This is a genomic window from Lentzea sp. NPDC004782 (assembly GCF_040609115.1).
In the GTDB taxonomy this organism is placed as follows: domain Bacteria; phylum Actinomycetota; class Actinomycetes; order Mycobacteriales; family Pseudonocardiaceae; genus Lentzea.
On record NZ_JBEXJN010000004.1, the window covers coordinates 24,570 to 38,734 of the forward strand.

General features: G+C 65.9%; 15 protein-coding genes, 1 tRNA gene and 1 pseudogene. 12 read left to right on the forward strand and 5 right to left on the reverse strand.

Going from position 1 to position 14,165, the window contains the following annotated elements:
- Positions 1 to 31 precede the first annotated feature (31 nt).
- The 3 genes from ABZV40_RS04875 (at position 32) to pabB (ending at position 3,424) form a co-directional block, all read left to right on the forward strand.
- The gene (locus ABZV40_RS04875; protein WP_355435891.1) at positions 32 to 529 is read left to right on the forward strand and encodes a SigE family RNA polymerase sigma factor; all 498 of its coding nucleotides are present in this window, start codon (positions 32 to 34) and stop codon (positions 527 to 529) included.
- Positions 526 to 1,344: a hypothetical protein gene (locus ABZV40_RS04880; RefSeq protein WP_355435893.1), complete on the forward strand. Its 819-nt coding sequence runs from the start codon at positions 526 to 528 to the stop codon at positions 1,342 to 1,344. The genes ABZV40_RS04875 and ABZV40_RS04880 overlap by 4 nt, the downstream gene beginning before the upstream one ends.
- Before the next feature lie 94 nt (positions 1,345 to 1,438).
- Positions 1,439 to 3,424, forward strand: a complete 1,986-nt coding sequence (gene pabB / locus ABZV40_RS04885) for an aminodeoxychorismate synthase component I (RefSeq protein WP_355435896.1) — start codon at positions 1,439 to 1,441, stop codon at positions 3,422 to 3,424.
- A 120-nt stretch (positions 3,425 to 3,544) separates the two neighbouring features.
- On the opposite strand, the gene ABZV40_RS04890 is transcribed toward pabB, so the two are convergent.
- Positions 3,545 to 3,886, reverse strand: a complete 342-nt coding sequence (locus ABZV40_RS04890) for an Lsr2 family protein (protein WP_053737894.1) — start codon at positions 3,884 to 3,886, stop codon at positions 3,545 to 3,547.
- Positions 3,887 to 4,208: 322 nt separating this feature from the next.
- On the opposite strand from ABZV40_RS04890, the gene ABZV40_RS04895 reads away from it, so the two are divergent.
- The 3 genes from ABZV40_RS04895 (at position 4,209) to ABZV40_RS04905 (ending at position 5,207) form a co-directional block, all read left to right on the forward strand.
- A complete protein-coding gene (locus ABZV40_RS04895; protein WP_109633365.1) occupies positions 4,209 to 4,490 on the forward strand; it encodes a metal-sensitive transcriptional regulator in 282 nt (93 codons plus the stop codon).
- Positions 4,491 to 4,540: 50 nt separating this feature from the next.
- Positions 4,541 to 4,614: transfer RNA gene (locus ABZV40_RS04900), tRNA-Leu, on the forward strand.
- 458 nt (positions 4,615 to 5,072) lie between these two features.
- Complete coding sequence (locus ABZV40_RS04905) at positions 5,073 to 5,207, forward strand: hypothetical protein (RefSeq protein WP_355435900.1); 135 nt, start codon at positions 5,073 to 5,075, stop codon at positions 5,205 to 5,207.
- Positions 5,208 to 5,444: 237 nt separating this feature from the next.
- Here ABZV40_RS04905 and ABZV40_RS04910 read toward each other — a convergent pair.
- The 4 genes and pseudogenes from ABZV40_RS04910 to ABZV40_RS04925 all read right to left on the reverse strand — a co-directional run.
- Positions 5,445 to 6,536 (reverse strand): annotated as a pseudogene (locus ABZV40_RS04910) (recombinase family protein); the annotation flags it as partial.
- Complete coding sequence (locus tag ABZV40_RS04915) at positions 6,533 to 6,820, reverse strand: hypothetical protein (RefSeq protein ID WP_355435903.1); 288 nt, start codon at positions 6,818 to 6,820, stop codon at positions 6,533 to 6,535. The gene ABZV40_RS04915 and the pseudogene ABZV40_RS04910, both read right to left, overlap by 4 nt.
- A gap of 370 nt (positions 6,821 to 7,190) precedes the next feature.
- Complete coding sequence (locus tag ABZV40_RS04920) at positions 7,191 to 7,412, reverse strand: hypothetical protein (RefSeq protein WP_355435905.1); 222 nt, start codon at positions 7,410 to 7,412, stop codon at positions 7,191 to 7,193.
- 283 nt (positions 7,413 to 7,695) lie between these two features.
- Entirely contained in the window at positions 7,696 to 9,084 is a 1,389-nt protein-coding gene (locus ABZV40_RS04925; protein WP_355436582.1) for a replication-relaxation family protein, read from the reverse strand.
- 528 nt (positions 9,085 to 9,612) lie between these two features.
- Here ABZV40_RS04925 and ABZV40_RS04930 point away from each other — a divergent pair.
- The 6 genes from ABZV40_RS04930 (at position 9,613) to ABZV40_RS04955 (ending at position 14,162) form a co-directional block, all read left to right on the forward strand.
- Positions 9,613 to 10,389 (forward strand): ESX secretion-associated protein EspG, encoded by a 777-nt coding sequence (locus tag ABZV40_RS04930; protein ID WP_355435908.1) that lies wholly within the window; start codon positions 9,613 to 9,615, stop codon positions 10,387 to 10,389.
- A gap of 101 nt (positions 10,390 to 10,490) precedes the next feature.
- A complete protein-coding gene (locus ABZV40_RS04935; protein ID WP_355435910.1) occupies positions 10,491 to 10,895 on the forward strand; it encodes a hypothetical protein in 405 nt (134 codons plus the stop codon).
- A gap of 20 nt (positions 10,896 to 10,915) precedes the next feature.
- Entirely contained in the window at positions 10,916 to 11,473 is a 558-nt protein-coding gene (locus tag ABZV40_RS04940) for a DUF3558 domain-containing protein (RefSeq protein WP_355435912.1), read from the forward strand.
- Between the two features lie 28 nt (positions 11,474 to 11,501).
- Positions 11,502 to 12,980 carry a hypothetical protein gene (locus tag ABZV40_RS04945; protein WP_355435916.1) on the forward strand — a complete coding sequence of 493 codons (1,479 nt, stop codon included), beginning with the start codon at positions 11,502 to 11,504 and terminating at the stop codon, positions 12,978 to 12,980.
- Positions 12,981 to 13,033: 53 nt separating this feature from the next.
- On the forward strand, positions 13,034 to 13,381 hold the full coding sequence (locus ABZV40_RS04950; RefSeq protein WP_355435919.1) for a hypothetical protein: 348 nt from the start codon (positions 13,034 to 13,036) through the stop codon (positions 13,379 to 13,381).
- A 19-nt stretch (positions 13,382 to 13,400) separates the two neighbouring features.
- Positions 13,401 to 14,162: a hypothetical protein gene (locus ABZV40_RS04955; protein ID WP_355435922.1), complete on the forward strand. Its 762-nt coding sequence runs from the start codon at positions 13,401 to 13,403 to the stop codon at positions 14,160 to 14,162.
- The last annotated feature ends 3 nt before the right edge of the window (positions 14,163 to 14,165 follow it).

Here is a 14,165-nt window from a genome sequence, read left to right on the forward strand (position 1 = left end):
CTAGCCCGGTACCGCAGGTGGGGAGGACCGGATGAGTGAGCGGGACGCCGCGTTCCAGGAGTACTTCGCGGCCCGTTCCGACGCCATGCGCGGCACGGCATATCTGCTGTGCGGCGACTGGCACCGCGCGGAAGACCTCGTGCAACAGACGTTCACGAAGATCTATCTCGCTTGGCGTCGGATTCAGCGGCACGAGGCCATGGACGCCTACACCAGGCAAACCCTGGTGCGGACGTACCTGTCCGAGCGGCGGCGCGGGTGGTTCCGGTTCGAGTCGGTGAGCGACGAGCTCACGGACTCGGCGGCTCCTCCGGGCAGCCACCCCGAGGAACGGATGGTGTTGCTGGAGGCGCTGGCGAAGGTGCCTCCGAAGCAGCGTGCGTGCCTCGTCCTGCGGTACTGGGAGGACATGTCGGTCGAACAGACGGCAGCCGTCCTCAGGTGTTCGGAAGGAACGGTGAAGAGCCAGGCCGCGCGGGGGCTGCAGACGCTGCGCGGCCTGCTCATCGGTCAGGAGAGGGTTCGATGAACGAACAGGACCTCAAGAGGGCTTTCGAGGACGTGGTGGTGGCGAGCAGCCCGCCGCCGTCGATGGATCCCGGCCGGGCGCTCGACGCGGCGCGCGAGGCCAGGTCGAAGCGGCGGTCGTCGGTCATCGGTGCTCTGGTCGCGGTGCTCGTCGTCGGTGTCGGTCTCGGGTCGGCGTTCGCGCTGAACCAGACGGCCGTGCGGGAGTACATGACGGGTGCCGGGCCCAGCAGCAGTTCGTGGCCGGACGGGCAGACCGACCGCACCGCCAGGAACGGGCCGCAGGCGGACCGGGCGAACAGGCTGCTCGAGGAGCTCAAGGGCGTGGTGCCGGCCGGGTACGACGCTCCGCAGCTCAAGTACCAGGACCCCAAGTACGGCGGGGGTGACATGCAGCGGACCCAGGCGCAGCTCGCGTCCGACAGGGGCCAGGTCCCGGAAGTCTGGGAGTACATGGCCGACACGCCGGTGCGCAAGGACGGCAAGGTGGGCTGGCTGCTCGTCGAGTCGTCCACGCCCAACCGCGGCCTGCCCGCGGAGCCGTGTGCCCTCGCCAGGACGTTCTGGGGCATGGGCGGCGAGTGCCAGGTGTACGACGTCAAGGGGCTCAAGGTGGGCGTCGTGCAGCGCAACACGAGCGGTCGTGACCAGTTCGACAAGTGGGCCACGTACCGGGCCCAGGACGGTCAGATCGTGACGATCGCGCAGGACGACAAGCACCTGGGCGGTGGTTATCCGGAACTCGACGTGCCGGTGTTCACCGAACAGCAGCTGGCCGAGCTGGCGACGGACCCGCGGTTCCGGGTCGGCGGCTGAGCCAGGCCGTCGTGCGGAGGGCGGTCACCTTTTGTGGCCGCCCTCTCGTCACTGCTCCGATCGGGTGTTTTGCCAGGTAGAGTGCCTTCCTGGCATGCGGACACTCCTCATCGACAACTACGACTCGTTCACGTTCAACCTCTTTCAGCACCTCGCTGAGGTGAACGGTGCCGAGCCCGTGGTCGTTCACAACGACGACCCGCGCTTCCGGCTGGCCTCGCTGCGTTCGTTCGACAACGTGGTGATCTCGCCGGGACCGGGCCGGCCCGGCGACCCGGCCGACTTCGGCATCTGCCGCGCGGTGATCGACCACGCCGAGATCCCGTTGCTCGGCGTGTGCCTGGGTCATCAGGGCTTATGCCTCTCGTACGGCGCTGTAGTCGGTCCTGCGCCCGTGCCGCGCCATGGGATCGTTTCCCCGGTTACCCACACCGGCGTTGACGTGTTCGCTGGGCTGCCGTCGCCATTGGACGTCGTGCGCTACCACTCGTTGGCGGTCACGGAGCTGCCTTCTTCTTTGGAAGCCATCGCGTGGAGCGACGACTCAGTGCTGATGGGTGTGCGCGCTCTCGACCGGCCCGCATGGGGCGTGCAGTTCCACCCGGAGTCGATCTGCACCGACTTCGGCCGCGAGCTGCTCGCGAACTTCGGCGCCCTCACCCCGACCCGCACCGCCGCCGTGCCGGAACCGGCGCTGGTTCGCTCAACGCCTCAGAAGCGCCCTGTGCACGTCCGGCGCCTCGACCTGGCCGTCGACGCCGAGGAAGCGTTTGCGGCCCTCCACGGGACGTCTGAGGCCGCGTTCTGGCTGGACAGCGGCTCCGGAGCGCGGTTCTCGTTCATGGGCGACGCTTCCGGGCCTCTCGCGCGCGTTGCGCAGTACTCCGTGCCGGATCAGGTGCTCACGGTTGATGGCGTGCGCCTGCCCTGTCCGTCCTTCTTCACCTGGCTGGATGACGACATCGCGGCGTGGAGTGTCGAACAGCCTGATGTGCCATTCGACTTCGCACTCGGGTGGGTCGGATACCTCGGTTACGAGTTGAAGGCGGAGTGCGGCGGCGACTTCGCCCACCGTGCGGAACAGCCTGACGCGTCGTTCGTGTTCGCGGACCGTGCCGTGGTCATCGACCACGTTGATGAGTGCGTCTATTTGCTGTCGTTGAGCGATGACGGGTGGTTCGGCGAGGTTTCGGCCGTTCTGGCGGATCTGCGGCCGTTGGGGGAACCTTCCCGGCCGGTCGTGTCCGACGTGACCTTGCGACATCCCCGCGCGCACTACCTCAAGCTGATCAGCGCGTGCCAGGAAGCGATCACCGCGGGGGAGACGTACGAGGCGTGCCTGACCAACATGATGTCGTGGCGCGCCTCGCTCGACCCCTGGGACACCTATCGGCTGCTTCGTGCCGCAAATCCCGTTCCGTTCGGCGCGTTGCTGCGTTTCGGTGAACTGTCCGTGCTCAGCACGTCACCCGAACGATTTATCCAAGTCAACCGACATGGTGTCGTCGAGTCGTCGCCGATCAAGGGGACACGCCCCCGAGGCGTTGATGCGTCGGACGACGAGATGTTGCGCACAACGTTGGCCCGTTCGGTCAAGGACCGGGCCGAGAACCTGATGATCGTGGACCTCGTCCGCAACGATCTCGGCACGTGCGCGGAAGTCGGTTCGGTCGAGGTGACGCGGTTGTTCGACGTCGAGACCTACGCGACCGTGCACCAATTGGTGAGCACCGTGCGAGCACGCCTTCGACCGGACAGTTCTGCCGTCCGATGTGTTCGAGCCGCGTTTCCCGGTGGTTCGATGACCGGTGCCCCGAAGATCCGGACCATGCAGATCCTCGATGGGTTGGAAGCCGGTCCACGCGGGGTGTACTCAGGAGCGCTCGGTTACTTCTCGCTCAACGGAGCCGCCGACTTCAGCATCGTCATCCGAACGCTCGTCGCGAACGGTGACCAGGTGAGTTTCGGGGTCGGCGGAGCTGTCATCTCGCTGTCGAACCCCGACGAGGAATTCGAGGAGACAGCGGTCAAGGCGACTGCGGTGTCACGCCTGTTCGGAGCGCACTTTCCCGGTCGTTGATCCCACGTTCCGGGAGTGTGAACGAACCGGACCGTGTTTGATCCTGATGGGTTTGACCGCGGGTTAACACGTCGGCCGGCACCCCGGCCGACGTGTGGAAACCTCGCGTGTCCGCGCAGGTCAGGAGGCGTGCGCTTCCTGGAACTGCACAACCAGGTTCTGCGGAATGCGACCGCGGTCCGAGATCTGGTGCCCCTGCGCGCGAGCCCAGTCACGAATGCGCTGCGCCTCGGCCTTGTCGGTGGCCTTCACCGTGGACTTGCCGGTGCCCTTGCGCTGCTTGCGGCCACCCGCACGGCGAGCCTTGGCGACGAAGTCCGCCAGCGACTCGCGAAGCCGCTCCGCATTTCCCTTCGACAGGTCGATGGCGTACTCGACACCGTCAAGTGCGAAGGTCACGGTCTCGTCGGCTTCTCCGCCGTCGAGGTCGTCGATGAGTTGGACGACGGTCTGCTGTGCCACTGTTCCTCCGTTGGGTACTCACATAGCACGCGGATCCTCGACGTAACCACGTGCTCCGACAACACCATAGTCCACACGAGGAAAAACGGCGAACCTTTCGCCGCTAAAATGTGACCCAACCGCCCGGTCGGGGCATTTACCCGGTAAACCACACGGGTGTTACGGGTCCAAAATGTGGTGCTAGTCGTCTCACTTCGGCCTGTTGCTGGGCTTGCCGGACGCTTCCTCATTCCCGCTGACGGAGCAGCGTTGCACATAACGCACCCCCATCCGGTGCAGGTATCCTCGACATACCCGCCAGGGGTAGGGAAGGTCAGGAGCGATGCACGGGTACACCGCGGACAAGGACGCATACCTCAAGCGACTGCGCCGCATCGAGGGACAGATCCGCGGCCTGCAGCGCATGGTCGAGAACGACGAATACTGCATCGACGTCCTCACCCAGATCGCCGCCGCCACGAAGGCGCTCCAGGCCGTGTCACTGGGCCTGCTCGACGAGCACCTGAAGCATTGTGTCGCCCAAGCGGCCGCGGAAGGCGGCCCGGTCGCCGAGGAGAAGCTGGCCGAAGCCTCAGCGGCCATCGGACGACTCGTGAAGTCCTGAGGCCCGGTGCCAAACCCCTTGGTGTGATCCGCTACAGTTCACCCTGCTACGCCCCCGTAGCCCAATCGGCAGAGGCAGCGGACTCAAAATCCGTCCAGTGTGCGTTCGAGTCGCACCGGGGGCACGGACAACGTCCACACAGGAGCCCGTGACCGTGCTGGTCACGGGCTCCTGTGCGTCCTGGGACATTTCGTCGATCCTTTCCGCGGCTCCGGCGATGGCGGTGAGCCGGTCGGCCGGCAGTTTGATGGTCAGAGTCACGTAGTTGCTGTCCGGGTGTAGCCGGATGGTCAGCTGGGTGGTATCGAACAGCTTCCGCAGCAGCTTCTCGGGTGCCTTGGCGAGGTTGATCCTCAGCTGTGGGAGTGCGTCGATCAGGTTGACGTCCTCTTCACTCGGCTTGGTGGGTTCGGCTTCGTCGACGGCGTCGAGCTCCGCGATGGCAGCCAGAGTGGCCTGCTTCTCGGCTTCGAGATCGTTGTAGCTCTGGCGTAGTCCTCGGCTGAACGGGTCATCGGGATCGCCGCTCTGTGCCTGGCGCAGGATGGTGTCCTGGCGCCGAGCGATATCGGCAATGCTGCGTTGCAGCCGCTCTCGCTGGGCCTGTCGTTCCTGGGATTGCCGGTCGTCGACCGCGGCGAGTTCGGCGGCGAGGATGGCTCGGCGGTGCGGGCCGAAGACCCTGTCAGCGTAGAAGGCAGCGATGGCGTCGAGTAGCTTGCTCTCGCGGATGTAGACCGTCTTCGCGTGGTTGGGGTAGTTGTCGGGCCGACCGCGGTTGTTGTTGCGTGGCCAGCACAGGTAGTAGGCGCGCTCACCGCGCTGGCTGCCGAACATCCGGCGCCCACAGGAGTCGAACACCATGCCGCGCAATACGTATGTGCGCGCGGTAGCTGGATGGGTGTTCAACTCGTTGCCGTCGCGTGAGCCTCGCTTGACCTGCCTGCGCGCGTTGAGCTCGTCGAACATCCACTTCGGAATCAGTGGTTCGTGCGCGGGCTCGGTGGACCACACCCACTTGACCGGGTCGTTGATCTTGCCGCGCCGTGAGCGGGAGGCTCGGCGGTTGAACACCTGGTAGCCGGTGTACTTGGGGTTGCGCAGGATCTCGTAGACGCTGGTCTTGCCCCAAGCCCCGCGCGTCCGGACCTTGCCAGGCGGCTCCGGCGGCGGGTACTTGGCGGGGTCGGTATTCAGACGGTCTGCGATGGTGTCGTAGCCGAGACCTTCGTGATAGCGCCACGCGGCGATCTGCGTGACGGTCTCGCCCTGGAGACCGTCGGGCTCGAGCCGTGTCTTGGTCTGTCCCTTGGCGGCCTTGGTGGGATTGGGATGGCGGTAGACCTTGGCCTTGTAGCCGTACGGCGGTTTGCCGATGTTCCATCCTTCGCGGACGTGCGTGCACAGCCCACCCCAGGACTGTTCGAGGGTGTTGAGGACCTCGTACTCGGCCACCGACTGGTTGATCCGCCGCTGCAGAATTCGCTGCGCTCGGCTGCCGGTCAACGTGATCGGCTCGTTGGACGCGAACAGCGGTACCTCGACTCGTTCCAGCTCCCGTTCGATCGAGAGACCCTCGAAAGTACGGCGTGCGACACGAGCCACACTTTCGCAGATCACGACATCGAACCGGCGACCTGGATGCGGCGCTTCGTCGAGCAGGTCGGCGACTCCACCATCACGAGCGATCGGGATGTCGTAGCGCTCGTAGTTCTCGCCTCGCCCGCGTTGGTCGAGTTCCATGCGGCCGGACTCGACGTCGTAGAAGTGCGCGACGATCACCCACGACTCAGGGATGGCGGCCTTGCAGTTTCCGAGCTGCCGCAACATGGATTGGCGCGGATCCTGCTGGTCGTCTGTGGACGTCCGGGCAAGGAAGGCGACTCGGACTTCGTTGCGCAGCAAGGCTGTCGGCATGCCGAGTGGCGAGACCGCGTAGTCCGACAACCCCGACGGCCCAGACGGCACGACAGAGAGCGCGGCTGGAAACCGTGCGGCCAATGCCGGTGCGGGCGGGTCTATTGCCGGGTTGTTCGGCGTGTTCATGCAGCCTCCCGTTCATCGGGCTGTTCGGCGCGTTCCTGGGCCATAGCCCAGTCGAGAAGGTCGTGGATCACGGCGTTCAACTCGCCGCGCAAACGATCGCCTTCGGCGCCACTCACGTAGCGCACGTGACCGGAGAACGTCCAGTCCTTCGTGCGCTTTCCTGTCCCATCATACCGCCATACGACCTGGTCAGGGATGTCGTAGGGCGAGATTTCGATGTCACCATCGGGTGCTTTTCGAGGCAGCGGAACAACATTCGCCTCGTCGTACGGTTGGGGGTCCATCGGAGGCACCTCCAGATGCCCGTGAGCACGCTCCTGGTGCACGTGAGGTCACGGGTGTTTGTTCGGCAGGCCAGGTTGTGGCGTCGAACAGGAAAGCTAGCTGGTGGGCCTCGACTCCCCGACTGCACTGCGGCACCCGTCGGGGCCGGCGATCACCGGCTGTGTGTTGCGCTCCAGACGTTGTTGCCCTTGGTGCAGCGAGACAATCGGCGAGACCGGTCGAGACGAGCGAGACCAGGTGTCTCGCTGCCGTCTCGGCGTTGTCTCGCTGTCTCGTTGCTGGTCTCACCGAGGCGAGACAGGCGGACGTTCGACGCGAGTCCGGAGCATGTTGTGGGAAACGAACTTCAGGGGAACGAAGGTACGAGGCCTAGATCGCACTTTCCTGGTTGGTGAGCCACTGCGCGATGAGTGTGGCCAGGGCGGTGACGGCGAGGTCGCATTGCTGGGCGGTCATCGGCTCAGTGGCGATCCGCTCCACGTACCAGGTGTCCTGTAGGGCTGACCGTTTGGGACGGCGTGGGTACTTGGTGGCTCCATCGCCGTCGTGCTGGTGGTCATGTTCGGTGTGGTCGGGCGTGTGCTGGGGCATGGTGCACCTCGGTGTCCGCGAGCTCGCTTGACGGCCGACTGGCGTAGCAGCCGTTGGGCCAGTGGTTGCTGGCCAGCTGAAACTCTTCTCTGTCCAACCGAGACATCAGGCGAGACCTCTCGACCGTTGCGAGACTGGGTTGTCGCCGGTCTCGCTATCTCATCTCGGGCCCTCTCCGCGTCTCGGTGTGGACCGGCGCGGCCGTCGTTCTCGCCGTAACGTCAGTGTCGTTCACCTCCTCCGGGCAACCGACCCGCACGAGCTCTCTTGGGACGAGAGGGTTTCAGGCGGCCCAGCGTGTCCGAAGTGGCCGCTTCGCTCCCGGCCGTGCCAGGTCTGTCGGCACGCGGTACACATCGTCATCGTCCGTATCGTCGTAGAGCGTCATGTCGTCGAGATCGTCATCGTCGTCCCCATAGCCTGCGGGGTGAGCTGGTTCAGGCTGGGGTGTGTTGATGAGGCGTGACATCTCCCGGTCGTTCGAGTCGAACGCCGCCTCGTTGAGCGGCTGGCTGGCGTTCGAGGCGCGGTGCGCGACGGAGGGGCCACGTTGCGGCAGCTCGGCCAACCTGTGCCGGCGTGGCACGCTGTCGCCGCCCGCCGGCGTCCACAGGCCCCAGACCGGCCCCGCCGGACCGTCGGTGTTCCTGAAAGTGTTGCCGTCGCGGGCCGCGGTGGCGATCACGAACCCAGGATCGCCACCTGGGAGGGCGCGGCGCAGCGCTACCCGCAAGGCGTGCTCGCGCCGGGCGGAGTGCACGGAGAACAGCAGAACGCCGAAGGCTCCGGTTGGGAAGGCGGCGTAGTCGTCGAGTTTGTTCGTGACCTTCGCCAGGGACTCGGTGCCGGTGTCGTGTTCGAGGAAGAACCGCACTGTCCGCCCGTGCTCTTCCCAGCAGCCGTAGCCGTCCGGGCGCAGCCGGGCGTCCCGGCCACCGCCCAGGTACTTCCAGAAGAACTCGGTGCAGCGGTGTTCGGACCACCACTGCGTCAGCCCGCTCACCTCATCGCTCCGGCCCGCCTCGCGCAGCCGGGCCGGATTGCGGCGGGCTGCCAGCGCACAGAAGAAGTCGTTCACTCCGAGCTGGTGATCCAGCTTGGGCCACAGGGCGAGCCGTTCCAGGCTCTCGGTGTACGCCTTCGGCGAGGGCGGTTTCTCCGCGCGCTGCGCCGCGATCACCCGCGCGCCGAGGTAGCCCAGCGCGAATCGGGTCTGGCTCGTTCCGCCGCGCAAATAGGACTCACGGAACGCGAACACCATGCCCAACTCGCGCAGGTGCCGCAACCGGTCCTGCGCGCGCCGCACCGACAGGAACTCGATCGCGGCGATCTGGTTCGTGGTCAGCACCTTGTGCTCGGCCAGCAACACCAGCAGGCGCCGGTCCCGATCGACCAGCCGGAACCACAGGCCCGCGTCCGGTTCCCCGGCCCGCCGGCCGCCGCGCCCCGCGCGCCCCCGATGTGTGGATGGGTGAGGATCACTCCCCAGTCGGCCTTCCGCCCGCTCCCGTCGGTACCACCGCTGACCAGCAGGTTTATTAGCAGTCGCCTCGGCGGGTGGGGTGGCGGATTCAGAACGCCGAGGCTGCGCCGACCCAGACGCGGAACCAAACGCCAACCCATCCGCACCGACCACGCCTCGACCGACAGCGCGGTCAGCACCGTCCACCATGATCACCACCGCCTTCCGCCCGGAGCGGCCAGGTTCTCCCTGGCACCCCTCAACTCCGGATTTCGGGACTGTTTTTGACAGCAGTGATCAGGATGTGATTCACCTGTTATCGCGCTGTGGCCTGTCTGGCTCGCGTAAGCGGTGATCACGACCAGTTGTCCCTTCCATCGTGGGGCAAGCTCGTGCACCACTCAACTGTCGATTTTCGGGTCGACTTCGGACACGAGGCGGCCAACCGAGACCGCTCTGTCACCTGCTCTGCCTGCCGCCGCTCGATGCCTGCTGCGCTATCGGCGCAAGCGGAGGGCGTCCGGTTTGGCGCGTTGCGCGGCGGTGAGGCCGGGTTCGTCGAGTCGAGGCCGCTGGAGCGGATCGGTCACGCGTCCCGCTGCCTGCAGGGTCGTCCGTCGGTGCGATCTTCGCGGGAATCTGGCTGGTAACGCTCTGCTGATGAGTGTTCGACTGGCAGTATGTCGCCCGGTCACGCACCGTGGAGAGCCGGTGCACAGGCAAGGGGTGGGTCACAGGGTGTCGGGGGAGATCGTCTGTTCGTTCGCGGCGCTGGACGTGCTCGGCGAGGCGTTGCGGATCACTGTGCGGAGGTTCCCGTTCGCCATCCCGCATCACGGCGCGACACGGGAAGACCGGATCCGGCTGGTCGAGGCAGTGCATCAGGACCTCGTCGCCCGCGGGCTGGTCCGGGACGGAGAGTTCGTGCCGGAGCTGGTGGAGGCGTTGCACGTGTTCGCCCGCGGGCACCTGATGGTCGCGCTGGTCGGCTCCGCCGGGGAGACGCAGCCCACAGCACTGGCCGTGGCCGACGACCGTACGGGCGTGGTCGCGGAGCAGCGGGGCGAGACGATCGCCTTCCAGCTGTGTCAACCCGACGCGATCGTGCCCGGTCTGGTGCGTCTACTGCCCCCGATGCGTTCCGGTCCGGGCGTCTCAGTCACCGTGACCGACACCTCGGCACCAGCACGACGGCGGGTGGAGGAGGACTTCTCCGAAATGACGTTCCGCACCCAGGTGAAGGCCACCGGTCCCTCGCCGTCCGGGCAGCGGGCCGCGGCCGAGGACATCCTGCGCCGTCCACGCCTGGGCGCTGGGTACTTCTCGGTCTCCGCGCGTGGCCGTAACGGGCGTGAAACCGAACTAGGAACGATCAACTATCTGGACACCGACGCCGGGCGGTATGCAGTGATTCCGACCACCGCTCCGGACGGTCGGCTCGCGGCCACCTACACGCCTGCTGACCAGGCCACTCTCGACCGGCACCTGAACCGGATCATCGACTCACACCAGTAACCCCGTGGAACCAGCGACGTGCGCGGTGCGTCGGATCCGGCGGACACGGCCGCCACTAGTTGTTACCGTGAGACGACTCAGCGTGGAAGAGGGGATCGATCATGCCGGAGGCGTTCTTCGCCGGGATGAAGGGCCTCAGCGACTCGGTGGCCGCCTTCTCGGCCTCGGTCGCCGACGGTGTCGGTGTCAACGAACACGGCGGCCAGGCCCTGATCAAGGCCATCGACAAGATGTACGACGGCATTACACGGGCTCTCAAAAGGGCGAACATCATCAGCCAAGAGCCACCCTTGGGGACGACCCCGGCCGCGCAGGTGTACAAGCCGTACCTGGCCACCATCGCAACCGATCCAGCGCAGGGCTTCATCACCGCTGCGAAGCAGTTCCAGAAGGAACTCGAGCAGATGCGCGCCGATGTGGAGAAGGCGATGGCCGCCTACCAGACTGCTGACGAGGACGCCAAGCAAGGCATCACCAAGGCCGGTGGCCCCACCCTTTCCGCCTGACCGACCAGGGATACGAACTCGTGAACTCTCGGATCGTCCTGACCAGCCTGGCTGCCGCCACATTGGTCGCCATCACCGCATGCACCGGATCGACCCCCGGCGACCCCAAGCCCACACCTGACACCGGTAGGCCCACTACCAGCGAGGACACCCGCAGCTCGACCAGTTCGCCGAGCTCGACCAAGGCAAGCGGTTCTCTGGCAGACACCGACCCGTGCAGCCTGCTCACCAAGAGCGAGGCAGAGCAGGTGCTGGGGCCACTGAAAGAGGAACCCAAACCGGAGAAGATCGCCTCCTTCCGAGGTTGTGAGTTCTCACCGAATCGGGCGAGTTTGTCAGTGGGTATTCGGGCGAGTATGGGGCTGACAGACGTGCGACCGAATGGCGGGGAGATCAAGGACATCACTGTTGGGCGGCACCAAGCGAAGCAGTTGCTAGACGCAACCGGCAGTTGTGGCATCTACCTGGGGGTTACGTCGTCATCTCGTGTCGAGGTCGTGCTCAACGCGGGCGCATCGACCGATCCGTGCCCACCTGCGCTGAAGATCGCTGAGCTGGTCGAGCCGAAGTTGCCGTAGCGGTTGTTGCTGGAGAGGGGTTGCGGGGATGAACGAGGGAGCGCCGGGCAGACCGTCCGATGTGTACTCGCGCTACGGCGTGCAGCGGCATGCCGAGGTGCAGACCGGTCAGCAGGTCCAGGAGCGGGTCACCGCCGAGGTGCAGGAGCGTTACGGCCCGTTCCTGGGGGTGGTGATGCAGCTGGTCGAGGCGCCTCACCGGGTGAACGACGTGCTGGACGCTCAGGCGGCGCAGCTCAAGGGACAGGTGCTGACGCGGTCTGCTCCCGCGCAGCCGGACGCTCACTACATCGGCATCCCGCACCAGCAGCTGCACGAGTCGGTCAACAACGGCGTCGATCCTGGCGCGATCGGTGAGATCGCCGACGTCTGGACCCAGATCGGCAACGAGCTGGCCACGTTCAACGACAACGTCGCCACAGCGATCGGCAGTAGCGAGGTCAACTGGACCGGCAAGGCCGGTGATGGTGCCCGGCAGGCGCTGGCCAACATGGGCAACCGCGCCGGCGAGACCGGCACCGCCGCACAGCTCGCGGGGACCTTGTTCACGCAGCAGGCCCGTGCGCTGAGCGACGCGAAGAACAACGTGCCGCCACCGCCTGCACAGCCCTTCGACGCGGCGGCGTCGCGGGAACGTCTGATGTCGATCACCGACCCGATCCAGTTCGTGCAGCAGGCGGCGGCGGACAAGGCCGCGTTCCAGCAACAGCAGGCCGATCACGAGCAGGCCGCTCGGGCGGTGGAGACCTACGACCGCACGGTGGCGCAGACCGCCGCGGCTCAGCCGGCGTTCGCACCCGAACCCCCGGCGCCGCCGAAGGATCCGGCCGATCCCGGCAGGCCGCCGATCGTGCCGAACCCTGGTTTCACCGGTCAGGGCAACACGCCTCCCCCGCAGGTCGGTAACGACACGACCAGCACGTCGTGGACGGCGCCGCAGACGACGGGCAACAACACCACGAACACCAGCGGTCTCAACAACAACCTCGGCGGCAACGGGCTTCCCCTGGGCAATCAGGGCGGCAACAACCAGCTGGGCGGCAACACCAATCTCAACCTCAGCGGACCGCTGCCCGGCCAGAACTCCGCTTCCAGGAGCACCCAGGGCGGTTCTGGCGGACGAGCCGGCGGCGGGCCGACTGGGCGCGGTGGCATCAGCGGCACGGGTGGCACGGGTGGCACGGGTGGCACGGGTGGCGGACGGCTTCCTGGCGGCAGTGCTGGCCTTGGTAATCCCAATGCCGCCAAGGGTTTCGGGCCTGGCGGGTCGGCGGGCGTCATGCCGGGCGGCGAGAGTGCGGCAGGGCGTGGTGGTACGGCTGCAGGTGGCGCTGCCGGGCGTGGCGGCGCTGCTGGCGGCGCGATGGGTGGCGTGGGAGCGGGTGCCGCCAAGGGCCAGGGTGACGAGGACATCGAGCGGACGTCCCCGTCCTATCTGCTTGAGCCTGATCCGGACGAGATCTTCGGTAACGACACGCTCGTGGCTCCTCCAGTACTCGGCGAATAACCACGAAATCCTGAGGACGTGCCGAGTGGTTCAAGCTGGACAAGGAGGGGCTGATGACCGGCTATCAGGTGGTGACCTCGGCGGTGCGCAAGGAGGCCGCCAAGTGGGATGAGTTCGCCTCCGAAATGGGATCTGTGCGTCGCGGGCTGTCCGGACTCACGCTGTCTCCGCTGGCGTTTTTCGCTGCAGACGCGGTCACGTTCGCGGTTTTTCCACTGAATCTGCCGACGCCTCCTGAAGAACTGCAGCATTTGTACGAGGATATGCGGTCATACATGGAGAAGCTCGCTGCGGAGGCGGAAACAGAGTTCAGGGAGATCAGTGGAACCTTGATTAAGATAGCGGAGACGTACGAGCACAACGAAGAGGTTGTCGAGCTTGATCTGGATCAGGTCTACTAGATTCAGGGAGTCTGGAAATATGAGCAATCCTGAAGCTTCTCACTATCCGGCGTTGATCCAGGCGCTGAACGATGCTTTCCGCTTCGCAGGTGAGGCGGTGGAACTTCTCGTCGACAACTTCAACAAAGGTGTCCACAACATCAACACCAACCCGCTCATCTACCTGGCGCCGGACTTGTTCGGCGGGCTGGATCGTGCGCTGGGCGAGCTGCGTGACTATGTCGACAAGTTCGCCAGGGTGATGCTGGGCTTTCTGAAGCACCGCGCTCCGGTCATCGCGCTGATCCAGGCCAGTTTCGACTGGCTCACCGTGCTGCAGAAGCCCGTCTCGGACATCGCCGCCCGCGCGGGAGACCAGAGCGAGAACAAGAACTTCGGTCAGTGGACGGGCCCGGCCGCCACCTACTACAACTCGCAGGTGCTTGCCCGGCAGCAGAAGGCACTCGACCAGTTCGCCCCGAAAGCTGAGGCCATCAGCAAGTGGCTGATCCAGGTGGCACAGGCGAACATCAAGCTGCTCAACACCTATGCCGACAGGATCGGCAATGTTGTCGCCAAAGCAGTTGCGGCGTTGATCTCCGCGGGCACGATCATCGGTGCGCTGGAAGCGATCGGTGACGCCGCCGAGGTCTGCGGGGATCTGATCGCTTCAGCTGTGACGGTGTTCGGGGACAGCGTGGAGTACTACACGAACACGGTCGCCTTCATGCGCGACATGTACAGCACGCGCACCAGCAATCCAGCCTTCCCCAAGGGCGCCTGGCCGCAGGCGGGAACCTGAGAA

Bases quoted from the DNA above. Each gene is read 5' to 3' on its own strand.
- ABZV40_RS04875 (WP_355435891.1), top strand. From the start codon at position 32: ATGAGTGAGCGGGACGCCGCGTTCCAGGAGTACTTCGCGGCCCGTTCC.
- ABZV40_RS04880 (WP_355435893.1), top strand. From the start codon at position 526: ATGAACGAACAGGACCTCAAGAGGGCTTTCGAGGACGTGGTGGTGGCG.
- pabB (WP_355435896.1), top strand. From the start codon at position 1,439: ATGCGGACACTCCTCATCGACAACTACGACTCGTTCACGTTCAACCTC.
- ABZV40_RS04895 (WP_109633365.1), top strand. From the start codon at position 4,209: ATGCACGGGTACACCGCGGACAAGGACGCATACCTCAAGCGACTGCGC.
- ABZV40_RS04915 (WP_355435903.1), bottom strand. From the start codon at position 6,820: ATGGACCCCCAACCGTACGACGAGGCGAATGTTGTTCCGCTGCCTCGA.
- ABZV40_RS04920 (WP_355435905.1), bottom strand. From the start codon at position 7,412: ATGCCCCAGCACACGCCCGACCACACCGAACATGACCACCAGCACGAC.
- ABZV40_RS04925 (WP_355436582.1), bottom strand. From the start codon at position 9,084: ATGGTGGACGGTGCTGACCGCGCTGTCGGTCGAGGCGTGGTCGGTGCG.
- ABZV40_RS04935 (WP_355435910.1), top strand. From the start codon at position 10,491: ATGCCGGAGGCGTTCTTCGCCGGGATGAAGGGCCTCAGCGACTCGGTG.
- ABZV40_RS04945 (WP_355435916.1), top strand. From the start codon at position 11,502: ATGAACGAGGGAGCGCCGGGCAGACCGTCCGATGTGTACTCGCGCTAC.
- ABZV40_RS04950 (WP_355435919.1), top strand. From the start codon at position 13,034: ATGACCGGCTATCAGGTGGTGACCTCGGCGGTGCGCAAGGAGGCCGCC.
- ABZV40_RS04955 (WP_355435922.1), top strand. From the start codon at position 13,401: ATGAGCAATCCTGAAGCTTCTCACTATCCGGCGTTGATCCAGGCGCTG.